The sequence below is a fragment of the Streptococcus acidominimus genome (assembly GCF_001921825.1).
Lineage (GTDB): Bacteria > Bacillota > Bacilli > Lactobacillales > Streptococcaceae > Streptococcus > Streptococcus acidominimus.
The window spans coordinates 1-17,828 of sequence record NZ_MSJL01000047.1 but is presented as its reverse complement, the minus strand read 5'-3'; the positions used below and the strand labels follow the sequence as shown (position 1 = coordinate 17,828).

General features: G+C 44.2%; 17 protein-coding genes and 1 pseudogene. 1 reads left to right on the top strand and 17 read right to left on the bottom strand.

The features are described 5' to 3' along the window. From BU200_RS11405 to murD, 13 genes are all read right to left on the bottom strand, one after another. A partial coding sequence (locus BU200_RS11405) for a hypothetical protein (protein ID WP_249024022.1) occupies positions 1-219 on the bottom strand: 219 nt, incomplete at its 3' end. Next, positions 206-3,004, bottom strand: a complete 2,799-nt coding sequence (gene ileS / locus BU200_RS08785; RefSeq protein ID WP_075099794.1) for an isoleucine--tRNA ligase — start codon at positions 3,002-3,004, stop codon at positions 206-208. The genes ileS and BU200_RS11405, both read right to left, overlap by 14 nt. 13 nt (positions 3,005-3,017) lie before the next feature. Next, positions 3,018-3,458: a GNAT family N-acetyltransferase gene (locus BU200_RS08780; RefSeq protein WP_075099793.1), complete on the bottom strand. Its 441-nt coding sequence runs from the start codon at positions 3,456-3,458 to the stop codon at positions 3,018-3,020. A 274-nt stretch (positions 3,459-3,732) separates the two neighbouring features. Beyond that, positions 3,733-4,440 (bottom strand): DivIVA domain-containing protein, encoded by a 708-nt coding sequence (locus BU200_RS08775; protein ID WP_075099792.1) that lies wholly within the window; start codon positions 4,438-4,440, stop codon positions 3,733-3,735. A 6-nt stretch (positions 4,441-4,446) separates the two neighbouring features. After that, positions 4,447-5,241 carry a YlmH family RNA-binding protein gene (locus BU200_RS08770; RefSeq protein ID WP_075099791.1) on the bottom strand — a complete coding sequence of 265 codons (795 nt, stop codon included), beginning with the start codon at positions 5,239-5,241 and terminating at the stop codon, positions 4,447-4,449. 3 nt (positions 5,242-5,244) lie between these two features. Continuing rightward, the gene (locus tag BU200_RS08765; protein WP_075099790.1) at positions 5,245-5,502 is read right to left on the bottom strand and encodes a YggT family protein; all 258 of its coding nucleotides are present in this window, start codon (positions 5,500-5,502) and stop codon (positions 5,245-5,247) included. 5 nt (positions 5,503-5,507) lie between these two features. Continuing rightward, positions 5,508-6,050, bottom strand: coding sequence for a cell division protein SepF (locus BU200_RS08760; RefSeq protein ID WP_075099789.1), 543 nt, complete (start codon positions 6,048-6,050; stop codon positions 5,508-5,510). A gap of 11 nt (positions 6,051-6,061) precedes the next feature. After that, the gene (locus BU200_RS08755) at positions 6,062-6,733 is read right to left on the bottom strand and encodes a YggS family pyridoxal phosphate-dependent enzyme (protein ID WP_075099788.1); all 672 of its coding nucleotides are present in this window, start codon (positions 6,731-6,733) and stop codon (positions 6,062-6,064) included. A gap of 1 nt (position 6,734) precedes the next feature. Further along, a complete protein-coding gene (gene ftsZ, locus BU200_RS08750) occupies positions 6,735-7,937 on the bottom strand; it encodes a cell division protein FtsZ (protein WP_075099787.1) in 1,203 nt (400 codons plus the stop codon). Between the two features lie 23 nt (positions 7,938-7,960). Then, a complete protein-coding gene (ftsA, locus tag BU200_RS08745; protein WP_075099786.1) occupies positions 7,961-9,337 on the bottom strand; it encodes a cell division protein FtsA in 1,377 nt (458 codons plus the stop codon). A gap of 137 nt (positions 9,338-9,474) precedes the next feature. Further along, a complete protein-coding gene (locus BU200_RS08740) occupies positions 9,475-10,500 on the bottom strand; it encodes a cell division protein FtsQ/DivIB (protein WP_075099785.1) in 1,026 nt (341 codons plus the stop codon). 1 nt (position 10,501) lies between these two features. Then, positions 10,502-11,569, bottom strand: a complete 1,068-nt coding sequence (locus BU200_RS08735) for a UDP-N-acetylglucosamine--N-acetylmuramyl-(pentapeptide) pyrophosphoryl-undecaprenol N-acetylglucosamine transferase (protein ID WP_075099784.1) — start codon at positions 11,567-11,569, stop codon at positions 10,502-10,504. Positions 11,570-11,572: 3 nt separating this feature from the next. Next, positions 11,573-12,931 carry a UDP-N-acetylmuramoyl-L-alanine--D-glutamate ligase gene (gene murD / locus BU200_RS08730; protein WP_075099783.1) on the bottom strand — a complete coding sequence of 453 codons (1,359 nt, stop codon included), beginning with the start codon at positions 12,929-12,931 and terminating at the stop codon, positions 11,573-11,575. Between the two features lie 437 nt (positions 12,932-13,368). Between murD and BU200_RS10825 the strand changes: the two are divergent. After that, positions 13,369-13,761, top strand: a pseudogene (locus tag BU200_RS10825) (transposase); the annotation flags it as partial. Positions 13,762-13,858: 97 nt separating this feature from the next. On the opposite strand, the gene BU200_RS08720 reads toward BU200_RS10825, so the two are convergent. The 4 genes from BU200_RS08720 to yabA all read right to left on the bottom strand — a co-directional run bounded on the left by BU200_RS08720 (position 13,859) and on the right by yabA (position 17,630). After that, complete coding sequence (locus BU200_RS08720; protein ID WP_075099781.1) at positions 13,859-14,143, bottom strand: DUF3165 family protein; 285 nt, start codon at positions 14,141-14,143, stop codon at positions 13,859-13,861. A 4-nt stretch (positions 14,144-14,147) separates the two neighbouring features. Beyond that, positions 14,148-15,998 carry a translational GTPase TypA gene (gene typA, locus BU200_RS08715; RefSeq protein WP_075099780.1) on the bottom strand — a complete coding sequence of 617 codons (1,851 nt, stop codon included), beginning with the start codon at positions 15,996-15,998 and terminating at the stop codon, positions 14,148-14,150. 445 nt (positions 15,999-16,443) lie between these two features. Next, positions 16,444-17,310, bottom strand: a complete 867-nt coding sequence (rsmI, locus tag BU200_RS08710; protein WP_075099779.1) for a 16S rRNA (cytidine(1402)-2'-O)-methyltransferase — start codon at positions 17,308-17,310, stop codon at positions 16,444-16,446. Positions 17,311-17,312: 2 nt separating this feature from the next. Further along, the gene (yabA, locus tag BU200_RS08705; protein ID WP_075099778.1) at positions 17,313-17,630 is read right to left on the bottom strand and encodes a DNA replication initiation control protein YabA; all 318 of its coding nucleotides are present in this window, start codon (positions 17,628-17,630) and stop codon (positions 17,313-17,315) included. Between the last annotated feature and the right edge of the window lie 198 nt (positions 17,631-17,828).

Sequence of the window (17,828 nt, the reverse complement as noted above, 5' to 3'; positions counted from 1 at the left end):
AAAGACTTTGCAGGTTTCTTGCTTTGAATGCCCTGAATTTTTATAGGCAATCACACGTTTTCTAAAATCAATTCCATATGCCATAGATTTATTATAACATGTATTATATAAAAAGTGAAAGACTATATAACCGCTCTCCTGACAACTAGAATCAAAAAAAGAGAACCGATCTGATTCTCTTTTGTGTTTGATGATAGTTCTTATCTTATTTGGTTTCAAATCCTTCTGCTACGGCTTCTGGGAAGTTGGCTTCAAGGACAGAGGCACAGTGATCGCAAACCATTGCTAGGTGGGGATTTGCATTGGTGCCGACACTTGGGTCGAGGCGGCGGCAGCGTTCGCAGACCTCTCCTGCTGCACGCTCAACGGTAAAGGCTACATCTTCAAAGGCAAGGCTGCCTGATGGTGCTGCTACGTCTGCAATCGTCAAGTTTGACACGATAAGGAGTTGTGCCAGATCACTATTGAGGGCATCTAGTAACACCTTGGTTTCCTCGCTTGGATAAACTGTTAGGTGAGCCTCGAGAGATTTACCAATGACTTTTTCTGTCCGTGCTTCTTCCAAGGCTTTTTGCGCCTTGGCACGGAAGTCCATAAAGGCTGCCCAAGTCCCCAAGATTTCTTCTTGATTTTCAAAACGTTCTGCTTCTGGTAATTCAGCCAATTGAACGAAGTCCTCTGCCTCATGCTCCAAGTAAGACCAGATTTCTTCTGCTGTATGTGGCAAGATTGGTGTCAAGAGCTTGGTCAATTTGACCAAGACATCATAGAATACCGTCTGCATCTGGCGACGCTCCAGCGATTTCGCTCCCTCAATATAGACCACATCCTTGGCAAAATCTAGGTAGAAGGCAGATAAATCAACCGTTACAAAGTTAACAATAATCTTGTAAATATCCAAGAACTTGAAGTTAGCGTAAGCCTCACGAATGCTGGCAACCACTTGATTAAAACGAATGGTCATATACTTGTCAACAGAGCGCAAATCATCATAGGCAACGGTATCTGCTGATGGTACAAAATCAGAGGTATTGGCAATCAGGAAGCGAAGGGTATTTCTAATTTTTCGATAGGTCTCAGATACCTGATTCAAGATGTCCATCGAGATCCGCACATCATTGCTAGTATCTACACTGGTCACCCAGAGACGCAAGATTTCTGCCCCGAATTGTTTTTCAACGTCGCTTGGTAGGATTGTATTTCCAAGAGACTTAGACATCTTCTCACCTTTTCCATCCAAGGTGAAGCCTTGGGAAAGAATTTGCTTGTAAGGCGCAACGCCGTTTGAGGCAACAGAGGTGATGAGCGAGGAGTTGAACCAACCGCGGTACTGGTCGGAACCCTCCAAGTACAAGTCAGCTGGATAGTTCAAGTCAGAACGAGTATTCAAGACACCGTTCCATGATGATCCGGAATCAAACCAAACATCCATAATGTCGGTTTCTTTGGTAAATGTGCCATTTGGCGATCCTGGATGGCTGAAGCCTGCTGGCAAGAGGTCTTTAGCTTCCTTTTCCCACCAGATGATAGAGCCATGCTCTGCAAACAGTTGGGCTACATGTTCAACCGTTTCCTCGGTCATGATTGGAGTCCCATCTTCCGCATAAAAGATTGGAAGAGGCACACCCCAGGCACGCTGACGAGAGATAACCCAGTCGCCACGGTCACGAATCATATTGTAAAGACGAACTTTCCCCCATTCAGAATGGAACTTGACTTTTTCGATTTCATCTAAGATATCCTGACGGAATTTTGATACAGAGGCAAACCATTGTGGCACTGCACGCCAAATGATTGGTTTCTTTGTCCGCCAGTCAAATGGATAAGAGTGAGAGATGTCTTCTTGCGCAAGGAGCAAATCGCCTAATTTCTCAATAACAGTTGGCACTACCTTGTCATAGAATTGCCCTTCAAAATCAGGACCTGCATTCTCCATCATGATACCACGCTCATTGACAGTAACTGCAACTTCTAAGCCATACTTAACCCCGACATGATAGTCGTCTTCACCAAATCCAGGTGCTGTATGGACAATCCCTGTACCAGAGTCAAGGGTAACGTGGTCACCATTTAAGACCAATTCATCCTGACCTTGATCCCACGGGTGTTCGGTCACGATCCGATCCAATTCTTGTCCTTTGTAGCTGGCAAGGACTTGCGGATTCTCCCAACCGAACCGCTCTGCTAGGCTGTTCAACAATTCGCCTGCCACGACAAATTTACGATCGTCATTTTCAGGCTGAACCACTACATACTCAAAGTCAGGACCCACGGTCAAGCCACGAGAAGCAGTAATGGTGAATGGGGTGGTAGTCCAAACGACGATATAGGTATTGGTATCCAATATTCCCTTACCATCTTTGACACGATTGGCATAGTAGAGAGAGGTGGAGACCAAATCATGATATTCGATTTCTGCTTCTGCAAGAGCCGATTCGGATGACCATGACCAATAAACGGGCTTGGCACCGCGATAGATATAGCCTTTCTTCGCCATTTCACCAAAGACACGGATCTGTGCTGCTTCATAGTCTGGTGTCAGGGTTACATAAGGATTGTCCCAATCGCCAGATATTCCTAGGCGTTTGAAGTCCTCCCGCTGTTTCTCCACTTGGCTAAGGGCATAGTCGCGACACATCTTGAGGTATTCAACCAAGTCCATCTCCTTACGCTTCACGCCTTGCTTAGCCAAAACTTGCTCGATTGGTAGACCATGCGTATCCCAGCCCGGAACGTATGGTGCATGGAAGCCAGACATCGACTTGGAACGGACGATGATGTCCTTTGAGATCTTATTCATGGCATGCCCAACGTGGATATTTCCATTAGCATACGGAGGGCCATCATGGAGGACAAATTGCGTTTTACCAGAATTTAATTCCTGACGCTTTTGGTAGAGTTTCGCCTCTTCCCATTCCTTTTGCCAAACAGGTTCTTTTGTTGGCAAGCCTGCGCGCATTGGAAAAGCTGTTTTTCCAAGATTAAGTGTTTCCTTTAGTTTCATAAGTGCTCCTTTTTTAGATTTCTAATGACATTACGATTTCATTGGTGGATAGGCCAGTCGACTGGAAGCCCAGACTTTCTAAAATTCCTCGCATCTTGTGATTTCCGACCACATAGCTGGTAATGAGACGTCTGCAAGCAGGATCCTTCTTTGCTCTTTGAATAACCCACTTCAAGGCCTCTGTGCCATAACCACGGTTCTGATAGGCTTGATCAATCATCAAATGCCAAATCAAGTAGCTCTCCTTATCCTCTTCTTTCAGCAATAAGAGAAAGCCGACTACTTGATTTCCTGCTAGAATAGCCAGAGGCTCAAGCTGGTACTTCTCACGATAGAGCCAGGCTTGGGCTAGCGAATAGAGATTGGAAGCCAAACGGCGCTCATCCCTTTTGGCGACCGATAGCTGGACAACTGCTTCAAAGGTTGTCTCATCTACTAATTTTAATCTTATCATCTTATATTATACTCGTCAAAAATCAACTTCTAGCCTTTTGACGCTAAAAAAACTTCCGCCAAAAAGGACGAAAGCTCGTGGTACCACCTTAGTTCAGATAGGCAGACTGCGCCTATCCCTCTTTTGCTCGTTAACGGAAAGCAAACCGTTTTCCCCTACTGACTTCAAGGAAAATGCAATAGAATGATCATCAGATAGCTAGGGAATGTAGGTCTTTCACCGTCACCTACTCGCTCGAAATATGACTATCTGATCCTGTTTCTATTATACTCTGCTATTCTTCTGTTGTTTCTTCTTGAATCTCTGCCTCTACCTGTGCGGCTTCTTGCTCAAGAGCTTCTGCTTGTCGGACTAATTCAGCTATTTCTTCTGCTGACATTTGACGTGTCACATCCAAATCATCTTCAGGCGTATCAACTGATTCAGACAAAGCCTCTTCCAATACTTCACGGAAGGCTTCATCACTCGTCTGTAAGTAAGAAGCAGTCGGACGTAAAATTTCTTCCCATTCTGGCGAATCAATCAGGGTCAACTGGCTCTCAACCGATGATTTGAGACGTTGATGGAAGACACGCGTCTTATTCTTCAACTCTTCTGTCTCAACTGCCACCTTTTTCGCATTGTCCGTCGCAAGGCGTAAAATATCATTGGCCTTATCTTTGGAGGCATTGAGCAAGGACTGTCCATCATATTCTGCCTGCTTGATAATGTTAGAGGCCTGTTCCTTAGCCGCAATCTTGACTTTTTCAGCTGTATCTTGTGCTAAGATAACAGACTGGCTAAGCGATTCTTTCAACTCATCAAAGTAAGCAAGGCGATCTCTCAAGGATTTGATTTCCATCTCCTGCTCATGGTTTTTCCTGACGAGCTCCTCATAATCATCGGTTACAATATCCAAAAACTCGTCTACTTCTTCTGGGTCATATCCTCTAAATTTAGTGCCAAATGTCTTATCTTTTAGCTCTAATGATGTAAGTACCATAATTCCCTACTTTCTAATAACTTCTATTTCTACTTTTACTTTACCGTGCTTGGAATACCCGATTATGTCTTTAATGCGAACTCGACCAAAACCTCTAACACTAACCAATTGTCCCACTTCTAGCAGCTTTCCTGCTTGCGTAACCGGAAGATAATCAATCTTCACCTGCTTGGCTTCAATCAATTGACTGGCGCTTGAGCGTCCCATTCGAAAAACAGTAGCAACTACCTTATCAAGCCGTAAGCTTAATACAAGAATCTGCTCAAGACTAGCTTCCAAGGAGCTTGTGAGCGTCACCGATTGGATAGCACATTCCTTAAAGCTGACAGGTGTCCGACCAATCTTCTGGACTTCAGTCAGTAAGAGGGGAACAAAGCGCTTATCCAGAAGAACATAGGTGTGTTCTTCTGTTAGAAGAATATCACCCAAGTACTGGCGCTGCACTCCCAAGCGATTGACCAAGGTTCCTAAAATTTGGGAATGGGTCAAGGTCGCATATTTTCGCGGATAAGAAACCTCGACCAGAGACATGTCAAAATCATCCTCGTCTAAGACATAGTAGTCCGGTGCGATAATGCCCCATGAATATTCTGTAACAATTAGGCTACGACTGGTCCAATAGTTTAATTGAAAATGAGCTGCAATAGACTGCGCTATCTCATCCTGTTTAGGATTCAAAAATGGAGTAAGTCGATAAGAATAGGTCCTATCTGCCTGCTGACAGAGATCAATAACCTTTTCAATAAATGCTTTTTCTTCCTTTGGAAAATGCTGGAATAATTGCTGATACGTTTGACTCATAGCTTAGAGATAAAAGAGCGAGGCCAAGATGCCGGACAAGAGATGAATCAAAAACAATACCAAAACAATGATCCAATCTAAGCCTAAAAACTGCAATTTAAATCGCTGGAAAGGCGCTAAAATCGGTCTGACAAGACTGGTAAGTAGGCGTCCAATCAAACTGTCATGGGCATTTGGAACCCAAGAAAGAAAGGCATAGGCAACCAAGATATAGGAATAAATCCGCAATACTTTCAATAGGAGTAAAATCACAAATGCCATAGTTCCTACCGTTTCATATCAAAGTCAAAAGATCCCTCTGATGCATAATGTGGAGCTGTTGAGCGCAACTCTTCCATATTGACGGTTACTTTCGCTGGGGTCAACAACCACATGGTATTGGATATCTTTTTCAAATTCCCTGAGAGGACTGAACGGGCTCCATCTAAGTAGTCAAGACAACGGCGAGCCTGGGTTTCAGACATGTGTTGGAAATCGATCAAGATACTAGCATCATCAATTAACAACTGCACAATTTCTGGTGCGTCTTCATACTTTTTAGGGTACTTAATATCAATTGTTGATTGACCACCTGTCACCGCCTTTTCAATCCGCTGTTCTTCCGGATGTCTTGCGACCGTTCTAGCGCTAGTATTCGCATGAGAACGCGTAAACTGCGAGCGTTCCACAGGTGCTTCTACCTCATGTGTTGGCATGGGAGCTACTCGCATCTTAGGTCCCTCGGTTTCTAATCCGTACGCTTCCTGCTCTCTATCATCTTCTATTTCAAAGTAGTTAATTATATTTTTAAATGTATCTTTAAAAGCCACGTTTCTCTTCCTTATTTAAAAAATGCTGTTCCAATACGGATAAAAGTTGCTCCGCAGGCAATAGCCTCTGCAAAATCACCACTCATTCCCATACTAAGTTCCGTAAAGGGCATACGGGGGAGCTTCCGAGCTGCCAATCGTTCCTGCAATTCTTTTGCTTCTGAAAAGATGTCCATCAGCTCTGCATGACTGGCTTCAAAAGGTGCCATGGTCATCAGACCGACAACTTCCACCTTATCAAGCAGCAACAACTGCTCCAAGACCTCATCTAGTTCTTCTACGAGAAATCCATGCTTGCTCGCTTCCTTAGAAATATTGACTTGCAAGAAGCATTTCACGGTCTTTTGGGCGCGCTTTTGGATCTCCTGCGCCAATTTGACCGAATCTAAAGCGTGAAAATAGTCGACATAGTCAATCACATCTTTTACTTTTCTTCTCTGCAAACTGCCAATCAAATGCCAAGTTAGGGGATAGGCAGATAGAGCATGATATTTCTCTAAAAATTTGTCTACACGATTTTCACCAATATGCTGAATCCCCGTAGAAACCAAGTCTTTAGTAATAGAGCTGTCAACATACTTGGTGACAGCTATTATATTGACTAAATCTTGAGAGCGATGCGCATCTTTCTTGGCTTGCTCAAGAGCAGCAAATACAGCATCTTTATTCTGTTGTAAATCCATCTTAACGATTTCTAAAGAATGGTGGAGTATCTAACTCGTCATCATCATCTTCCATCGCAAATTTTTCAACAGAAACAGTTGAATGAGTTGCATTTTCAGTCGGACGAAGAATGTTTTCACGACGCAAGTCCCATTGACCAAAGGCTGATGCTTTTGAAGCTGGAGCTTCTGCCTGTCCTGTTGGTTGTGAAGTAGGACGACCAATCGGTGCATAATCCACGCGTTGGCGTACTGTTTTTTCACCTGTTTCTTGGCGGACACCTGTTGCGACAACTGTCACACGGATTTCATCTTTCATGGTCTCATCAATCGAAGTTCCGAGCCAGATATTAACACCCTGACCAGCTGCTTGATGAACAATTTCTGATGCTTCTTCTGCTTCTGTCAATGTCATATCATAACCACCAGTTACATTGACAATGACATCATTTGCGCCGTCAATCGTTGTTTCAAGAAGCGGTGAGTAGATAGCCTTACGAGCAGCTTCCACAACACGCTCTTCACCTGAACCGATACCGATCCCCATGAGGGCATTTCCTTTGTTTTCCATCACTGTCTTCACATCAGCGAAGTCCAAGTTAATCAAACCAGGATTGGTAATCAGGTCTGTAATTCCTTGCACACCTTGGCGAAGGACATTATCTGCCTCGCTAAGGGCTTCTAAAAGCGGTGTTTTCTTGTCTACGATTTCAAGGAGGTTATTGTTTGAGATAATCAACAAGGTATCAACTTGTTCACGAAGACCTTCAATTCCTTCAACCGCAAAGCTACCGCGTTTGTTTCCTTCAAATCCGAATGGACGAGTAACAACTGCCACTGTCAAGGCACCCAAGCCTTTTGCGATCCGTGCGATCACAGGTGCAGCACCTGTACCAGAGCCACCTCCCATACCTGCTGTAATGAAGACCATATCTGCGCCTGTCAGTACATTGGTAAGGGCTTCTTCACTCTCTTCTGCTGCCTTACGACCAACTTCTGGCTGACCTCCAGCACCGAGTCCACGAGTCAATTTTGGACCTAATTGAATAACGGTTTCAGCTTTTGAGCTACTAAGCGCCTGAACATCTGTATTGGCTGCGATAAATTCAACACCCGAAACGCCTTCTTCAATCATGCGGTTAATAGCGTTTCCTCCGCCACCACCAACACCAATAACTTTAATGACAGCGCCATGAGCTGCTGCTGCTTCAAATGAAAATGTCATAGTTTTATCACCTTTTTCTTTACTTATTCAAACATGCTTCCAAACAAACCACGAATGCGATCTGTGATTTTCACTTTTGACTCATCCTCTCCTGACTCTGCATAAGAGGCATAAGGTCGGTCTTCAATTGGTTCGGAAGCAGCTTCTGTTGGAAGCTCTTTCGGAACTGGCTGAATCGCCGGACGAACTTTTGGTGTCTCAAATGGAATATCGATTGGTTTTTGTCGAAGTGTTGCCTCTCCATTCACAGCTGATTGGGCAATCATTTCAACTTCATCTAGGCTACCCACATACTCCACCAAACTGATCACATGGGCAAAGGCTGGATTGCGGATACCGATCTGATTTGGTACGTATAACTTGGTCGGAACTCCAAAAATTTCTTGGGCAAGTTCAGTAATGCCAGGCAATACCGCTACACCACCGACCAGGACGATTCCACCTGGCAAGTCCAAGGCGCGTGTCCGCTCTAGGTCTTGTTTTACGCGAGCAAAGATTTGACGCAAACGAGCAGAAATCACTTCTGACAAGTAGCGCTCAGTCACTTCAACTGGAGCTGATTCTCCAATTACCTCGACCATGAATTTTTCTTTTTCGCTGGCTTCTTGTGGGTAGGCAATTCCGTAATTGAATTTCAAGTTTTCCGCAATGCTTTGAGAAGTTGTCAATACCTTGGAAATATCCTTGGTGATGTAGTCGCCACCTTCTTGATAAATATTGGTGTATTGCAATTCTTGACCGCGCATCACTGCAACGGTTGTCTGTCCCCCACCTAGGTCGATAACGATCGCACCGAACTCTTTTTCACCTTCGTTAAGAACAGAACGCGTCAATGAAAGTGGAGAGATAACAACATTTTCTACTTGCACACCCGCACGTTCAACTGTCTTGCGTAAGTTGTGGAGGATGGTACGCGGACCAGTATAGAGCATTCCACGCATTTCAAGGCGAATCCCCATCATCCCACGAGGGTCTTTGATCCCTTGGAAGCCATCTACCACAAACTCTTCGGGGATAAAGGAAATGACTTCACGTTCTGGAGTCATGCTCTTGGTCAAGGCTGATTTCACAACATTTTGTACATCTAAGTCTGTAATTTCTTGCGAATCTGTCGTCACTGGAATCATGCCTTGGGTCGGCTCGATTTGGAGGAGGTTTGCTGGCAAGCCAACATTTACCTTATCAATTCGGATGCCTGCTTTTTCTTCGGCTTGTGCAAGCGCTGTTTTAATCGCATTTGCAGCTACATCAATATTGACAATAATTCCATCTTTCACGCCTGAGCTTTTGACATTGCTCACGCCAATCACATTCATTTCGCCTTCTACATACTCTGCAACCAAGACTTTAACGGAGCTTGTACCGATATCTAATCCCGTAAAAAAGCCATTTCTAGCCATCCTGTCAGTCCTCTCTTACTTCTCAAACTTCTTAAGAATTTTTAGTTCAATGTTTTATAATATAATTATTCACTCTTCATTATACCATACAATATTAAAAAATGGTGATAGAAAAGCTTTTTTCTGTTATTTTTTCTCTATTTTGCATAGCTAAATGCACCGACCTCCATGTCCACGACGCTAGGGACAGAAAGTCGCTTGGCTATATTAGAGTAATAGGGGAGTTTTGTATCTATCTCGCTGAGAGGAATCAGCAGGGTATGCTCATCGTACATGGACATCGTCAGCAGGTCAGCGGTTACCTTACTGGGGGTCAACTCGATACTCTTGATGTTGCTAAGTAAGGCTGCATCAATCGGCGCTAATTGTAGCGCAAGTTGCTTGACCAAGTCTGTGTCTGCCATGTCGATAAGGGTGTAACGCTCCGGCAAGGCTTCGCTTGTAATTGCTGTCTCTGAAATGTTTCCGCTTGATAGGACTAAGCGATAGCTTTCCTTTTCTTTTAAATAACCCACTTCGGTAAACTCTTCCACATGGATGGTAAAGCGATTTGGAAATTGGAAAGTTATTTTATCTGATTTGACAATGTTGCTACTGTTTTTGATATTGGCTTCGATATTTTTTGTCTGCAACAGGGTTGTCAAGGCGTAATCCTTTTCTGAAATCTTGCTATAAGCCAGAACCGTCTCCCTGTCAAGGCGTTGATTGCCAACGACCTCAATCTTCTTTTCCTTGCTCAAAGGACTGATAAAATAGACTGCGAGCAATATCCCCATGAGGGCAGCCGCAATGACTGGACTGGCTAGTAACAAGGCTCTGCGTGGAAGCGGGAGACGCGTAGCTGCTCGCCCCGACTCTGGCTTCTCTGAAGAAGGTTCAAGGCGGTCCAGACCTTTGGCTTTGGTCTTTTCTCCTTTTTCTTTCTTGGTAGACTGAGAATGAGGGGCAGGAGCTTGTGCTTCTGGCTTTTCCTCCACTTTTTCTGATGTCGCTTCTTTCTGGCTCGCCAAATAAGCCTGATGCCGTTCTTTCCATTGAGTAAGAAAATCACTTTCTTCGTCAGGTTCGGTCTCAGATACTTGTTCTTCCACTTGGCTTTCCGCTTTTTCCTGTTCTTCTTGCGGGGCTTGCTTGTCTTCTTCCAAGGAGTCCTTTTCCGTCATTCTATGCCTTTCTATCTATATCTGCCTTCAATAATTGATAAAAATGATCAATTGTTTGAATCTCTGACGACTGCGCCATGCGCTCGATATAGCCTTCTTTTTCTTTCAATAACTGCTCCACTGCTTCAAACAAGGTTTCAAGCGTGAGCTTGCTTTCATCCAACTGTTTAGCATAGCCTTTTTCTTCAAAATAACGGGCATTTTCCAGCTGATCTCCACGGCTAGCTTGACGCCCTAAAGGGACAATCAGATGCAACTTTTGCATAGCAACCAACTCAAAAATCGTATTTGAGCCACCGCGAGTAATGACCACATCTGCTTCATTCATCAAGGGTTGGTACAAATCCGTCACATAGTCTACTCGGTATAAGTGTGGTGACAATTGATTGAGGTTGCTATCTCCTGTTAGATTGATGATGTTAAAGCGCTCGGTCAACGCCGTTTGATGCTGGCTAATCAAGTCGTTAAAGACCTTTGCACCTCCTGATCCACCTACAAATAGTAGAGTTGGGAGATTGCCATCAAACTGGTTAAGAATTTCAGGAAGCTGAATCGGGGTGACATTTTTCGTAGAAGCCACTTTTGTCACGGCACCCACATGCTTGACCTTGCCTAAATCAGCGCTCTGCTCAAAGGTACTATACATGGTTGTCGCAAATTTGTAAGCAATTTTATTGGCCAAGCCCATGGACAAGTCCGATTCATGAATAAAGACAGGAATGCCTAGTAGACGAGAGGCAATAACTGGTGGAACGGATACAAAGCCACCTTTTGAAAAGAGGGCTTGCGGACGAATCGCTAATAAAATCGCAAGCGATTGGACAATTCCCCATGCCACCTTAAACACATCAAGAAGATTTTGCCATGAAAAATAGCGGCGCAATTTACCAGTTGCAATCCCATGAAACTGAACGTCTAGTCCTGATTGGAGAAGTTGCTGGTACTCAATTCCCTTACGGTCACCGATATAATGCACTTCCCAGCCATCCTTGAGAAATCGCGGAATCAACAGGAGGTTCAAGGTCACATGACCGACCGTTCCGCCTCCTGTAAAGACTATCTTTTTCATATATTACTCATTTCCCTTCAATTCCTCAATGGTCTTGAGGAAACTATCACCACGGACTTCAAAATTAGCATACATATCCCAGCTAGCATTGGCAGGACTAAGGAGGACAATGTCTCCCTCTGTCGCCAGCTGATAAGCCTTTCTGGTAGCGTCCGCCACATCTTGAGCATCCGTATAAGGCACCGCAGCCTTGGTAGCTGCGCGCTTGACACGGGGAGCAGACTCCCCCAGAATAACCATGTGTTTCAATCCGATCAAATCTGGTACCAGTTCATCAAATTCATTGCCACGATCAAGCCCACCTGCAATCAAAATGACCCTTGCATTCTCAAAACCAGACAAGGCTTTTTGTGTTGCTAAAATATTAGTAGATTTACTGTCGTTATAGAAGGTCACACCCTCGATTTGACCTGCGTCTTGCAGACGGTGCTTGACCCCTCCAAAAGTAGAGAGCGCCTCTTGAATCGCCTGATTGCTAACGCCCATCACCTTGGCAACTGCGATCGTCACAAGAGCATTCTCAACATTGTGACTACCCGGTACACCGATTGCATCAGCAGCCATGATGTGCTCCCCCTTAAAGTAGAGCTGACCGTCTGCTGCATAGGCACCGTCAACAGCTTCTTGGGTCGAAACAGGAACCACTTGCGCCTTGGTCTGGTCAGCCAGCGACCGTGCAATTTCCTGATCGATATTGAGAATGACAAAGTCTTCTTCCGTCATCTGCTCTTGAATCCGCCATTTGGCTGCCACATATTCTTCAAACGAACCGTGGTAGTCGATATGGGTCGGCATCAGATTGGTAACAACTGCAATATGGGGCTGGAAACTTTCGGTTCCCATAAGTTGGAATGAAGACAGCTCCATGACCAGAACATCACTTGCCCCTGCTTCTTGAGCAACCTCTGAAGCAGGAAAACCAATATTTCCACATAGTTTGGCGGATCTTTGACCCTGATTGAGAACATCAGCAATCATCGTCGTGGTCGTTGTTTTCCCATTTGAACCAGTAATACCAATAATGGGAGCTTCTGATACAAGATAGGCTAGCTCCACCTCTGTCCAGACAGGTATCCCTTTTTCAAGGGCTTTTTCTACCATGGGATTATCATAGCGAATCCCTGGATTTTTCACCAACAGGGCAAAGTCTTCCTCCAATAATTCCAAGGGATGGCTGCCACAAATCACGCGGATACCCGCTTCTAAGAGGGCTTGGGCAGTTGGATTTTCTTCAAATGGCTTGCCATCATTGACAGTAACGATCGCACCCAATTGATCCAATAAACGCGCTGCTGCCTCACCAGACTTAGCAAGTCCTAGAACTAAGACTTTTTTATTTTCAAATCGTTTTATCTGCTGCATATTCCTACCATACTTTCTATACCTAGCCTACCTATTTTACCTTGAACGCGCTCCTTTTTCAAGCGAAAGTAAAAAAAGATAGAAGATATAGCCGTTTGGTTGACGTTTCGTATTAGGCAATGTGTCGTAGGTAGTTGAAGCAAAAAGATAGGAGAGCCTTTGACACGAGCGCTACTCGTTCTATCTCCAACCTTCAACACTCTATTCCTTGACTGGGTGACACGAGTTACACTCGTTTTATTTCCAACCTACAACAGTCTATTCCTAGACTGTTTGACACGAGTTACACTCGTTCTATCTCCAACCTTCAACAGTCTATTCCTAGACTGTTGAAGCAACTCACTGACAAAAAAACTCTAGTTCACAATGATATACTCCCCATATAGTGGACAGTGAAAAAACAAAAATTCACTAGACACTATATGGGGAGTTTTCACATGTCCAAAAGAAGTCCAAAATCAGTAGAAGAAAAGTTAGAAATTGTTTGCTTATTCCTTAACCAAGAACAGTCACTTACCCAACTCAGTAAACAATATCAGGTCGATCATCAAACAATCCAGTCTTGGAAAATGAAATATGAGAAGTTCGGTATCGATGGTCTTAAGGAGAGTCGAACTTGGAAACACTACCCGTCTGAGTTAAAAGAACAAGCTGTTCAAGACTATCTAGCTGGTAAAGGTTCCTTAAGAGATATCTGTTCAAACTATCATATCTCTGACACTTATGTTCTCAGAAGCTGGATAAAACGGTATACTAGTGGTGAAGAATTAACATCCACAAGTAAAGGACACAGCCGTATGAACAAAGGACGCAAGACCACATTTGAAGAACACAAAGCTAGAGTTTTTTATTTATCTTTGAACTGAATGATGGTGGAGCTTTCTGCTCCTGTTTTCATGGGCTAGACGCTCTCCAGATGATAGCTTCCTAGCGGTAGCGATAGGGTCTTCTCCCTGAAGAAATCTTTGGTTTTTCTGGCTTATCCAAAAAATAGATATCCCGCATGGCCCATAAACCCACCACAACCATTCCAATTACAAGCCACATTTCTGGCGGAGACTGTAAAATCTTCAGTAAGCCCAGCAACAAGGCAATCAAGAGACCGACGACAACAAAGACTGCAGCGACCACATTCATCGTCCCCTTGATATTGCTCGGTGCCACAAAAATGTAGAACAGTACCAACATAATGGCAACAATCAGATAAAACATAGGCCTAGCCCTCTTCGGCTGCTAGTTTTTTCTTCTTAGCGGCTTTGTCACGCTCTGCCTTATTTAAGATTTGCTTGCGCAAACGGATTGATTCTGGTGTGACTTCCATATACTCATCGTCGTTCAAGAACTCAAGTGATTCTTCCAAAGTCAAGATACGCGGTGTTTTGATCACAGCTGTTTGGTCCTTAGTTGCTGAACGGACATTGGTCATGGCTTTAGCCGTTGTAATATTAACCGTCAGGTCATTTTCACGAGAGTTTTCTCCGATAATCATCCCCTCGTAGACTTCTGTACCCGGATTAACGAAAATCGTACCACGTTCTTCAATACGCATGATAGAATAGGTCGTTGCTTTTCCTGCGTCAATGGAGACCAAGGCACCGCGGTGACGACCACCGATTTCCCCCGGAACGACTGGAAGGTATTGGTCAAAGGTATGGTTCATGATTCCGTAGCCACGGGTCATGGAAAGGAACTCAGTTGAATAACCAATCAACCCGCGAGCTGGAACAAGGAAAACCAAACGAGTCTGGCCATTGCCTGTCGCCTGCATATCAAGCATTTCACCCTTACGTTCAGACAAACTTTGAATAACGGAACCCTGGTATTCCTCAGGAGTGTCAATCTGCACGCGCTCAAATGGCTCCATTTTTACGCCATCCACTTCCTTGATGATCACTTCTGGACGTGAAACTTGGAGTTCATAGCCTTCACGACGCATGGTTTCAATCAAGATTGATAAGTGCAATTCACCACGACCCGATACTGTCCATTTATCTGGTGAATCTGTCGCATCAACGCGAAGCGATACGTCTGTCTGCAACTCAGCTAAAAGGCGTTCTTCGACTTTACGAGAGGTAATCCATTTTCCTTCACGACCTGCAAATGGTGAGTTGTTTACAAGGAAAGTCATTTGCAGAGTAGGCTCATCAATCCGAAGCACTGGCAGTGGCTCAATAGCATCCGTAGGGGTAACAGTCTCCCCAACAAAGATGTCTTCCATACCAGAAACAGCAATCAAGTCTCCCGCTTTAGCTTCTTGGATTTCCTTGCGTTCAAGACCGAAGAAACCAAAGAGTTTGGTCACGCGGAAGTTCTTTGTTGTCCCATCCAATTTAGAGAGGGTTACTTGGTCACCGACTTTGACAGTTCCACGGAAGACGCGACCGATACCGATACGACCGACAAAATCATTGTAGTCTAGAAGTGACACTTGGAATTGCAAAGGCTCATCCGAGTTGTCCACTGGAGCTGGAATATGCTCGATGATGGTATCAAAAATAGGTGCCATTGTCTCTTCTTGCTCTGCTGGATTGTCAGAAAGAGAAGATGTCCCATTGATGGCTGATGCATATACTACTGGGAACTCCAACTGGTCATCATCTGCTCCCAACTCGATAAAGAGTTCCAAGACCTCATCCACCACTTCTGCTGGTCGAGCAGATGGCTTATCAATTTTATTCACCACAACGATCGGCGTCAGGTTTTGCTCCAAGGCTTTCTTCAACACAAAACGTGTCTGTGGCATGGTGCCTTCATAGGCATCAACGACAAGGACAACCCCGTCAACCATTTTCATAATCCGCTCAACTTCTCCCCCGAAATCCGCGTGCCCGGGTGTGTCCATGATGTTGATGCGCGTGCCGTTGTATGCCACCGCTGTATTTTTTGCAAGAATGGTAATCCCACGCTCTTTTTCAATATCGTTTGAATCCATCGCACGCTCATCCAACTGCGTACGCTCGTCGAGCGTTTGAGATTGTTTTAACAACTCATCCACCAAGGTTGTTTTTCCATGGTCAACGTGAGCAATGATTGCGACATTCCGAATATCATTTCTTAAATTTGTCATATCTGCCTCTACTTTGTTTAGTTTAACTAAAAAAGTATACCACAGATTTCCATAAAAAGCACTGATAAGCTAATTGTAAGTGTTTTCTTAATCATTTTCCCTAGATCCACGAGAAGAATTAGGAGTAGGGCTATCGTTCAAGAAATCTATCCGAACACGAACCTTTCTTCTCTAGTCAACCTTTGATGGTAAATAGAGGATGAGCTGCTAATAGCTGATCCAATTTTATAGCCGTTTCATACTCGTCAAAAATCAAAATCTGACGTCGTTAACTCGCCTTGCTATACTCCATAAAAATAGGAGGTTGCTCCCTGCAACCTCTCATTTCACTTCTTCTGCCCTCCTATTTTTGCTATCAGTAGTTCATAAGCAAAAATGAAAAGGCGAGGCTTATCTAACTTGGAATAAAATCACCAGAGTTTTTTTCCGAAATCACACCCCTGTCTCACTGTCTCAAGCCATGGTATCGATCGTATACTTCTTGCTTTTTGAGTTGGTAGCGTTTGGCTACTTCTTTGATCGCCTGATTTGGCTTAGAACCTGCTGCGATTAAGCGATCCACCTCTGCTACCAAGTCTAAATCGTCAGCATCACACGCCCCGCTTCCCTCATGCCCCGACACAATGATAAGGCATTCTCCTTTTAGGGGATTGTCAGCAATAAAATCAATCACTTCACTGATGTGACCGCGTTGGTATTCCTCGTACAATTTTGTCAATTCCCGAACAACGACAACAGAGCGATCTCCGTACACAGCCTGCATATTTTCCAACGTTGCCTTGACCCGATGCGGTGATTCGTAGAAGATCTGCGTTTCAGGATAATTCTTTTTTTCCTCAAAAAAGGATTGTTGCTGACCTGACTTTCGGGGTAAAAATCCATAAAAAAGATGTGGCTGGGGCACCAGACCGGAGGCAATTAAAGCTGTAATCCCCGCAGATGCACCCGGTAGTGCAACGACTGGAATGTTTTCGGCAATCGCAGCCTTCACCAAGTCATGCCCGGGATCCGAAATGCTCGGAAGTCCCGCATCAGATACTTGGGCAATAGACTTACCAGAGCGCAATAGATCGAGCAAAAGAGGAATTTTCTCATAGGCATTGTGGTCATGAAAGGAAATCTGACGCGTCTCAATCTCAAAATGCTTGAGCAAGAGGCCTGTATTGCGCGTGTCTTCTGCCGCAATAATGTCCACTGCCTTTAGGGTTTCCACAGCCCGAAAGGTCATGTCCTGAAGATTGCCAATCGGGGTTGGAACCAAGTATAAGGTTCCATAGGACAAGGAATGTTTAACTGATTTTTGAATCTGCATGCTTACTCTCTATTCAATAATTCTAAACAAAACATACATGGCTCATCATTGTCCCTACGTTGTCCGTAGGAAAAGGTACAGATATGAAAGCCATCTTCGTAGATATTTTCTAAATTTTCCTTTCCAAAATTCGCCGTCCGCGTCTGCTCTCGATCATCTTTTTCCAAGCGTTCCCGCAATTTGGAATTTTCTAAACGCAAATCGGTATTTTCTTCAATCACACCCCGCAGGTGCTTCTTAATCGCCTCTACCTCTGCAAGCGTAACAAGCAGATTTTGAGAAAAACCATCTAAAGCATCAAAAATCTCTTTCTTATCCATTCTCCAACCTTTCACTAAGATACGAGAGCGTTAAACGAGCAAAGCAAAAATAGGAAATCTGATGCAGAAATTAGAGGGAGTTTGCTTCGCAAACTTCTATTTCCCGCCTCCAAAGGTATCCCATACCTTTGGAGCTAGGAAGATTTATACCTAAAGGTAGCCATACCTGTAATCAGCTGAAGCTGAAACAGTTATGTC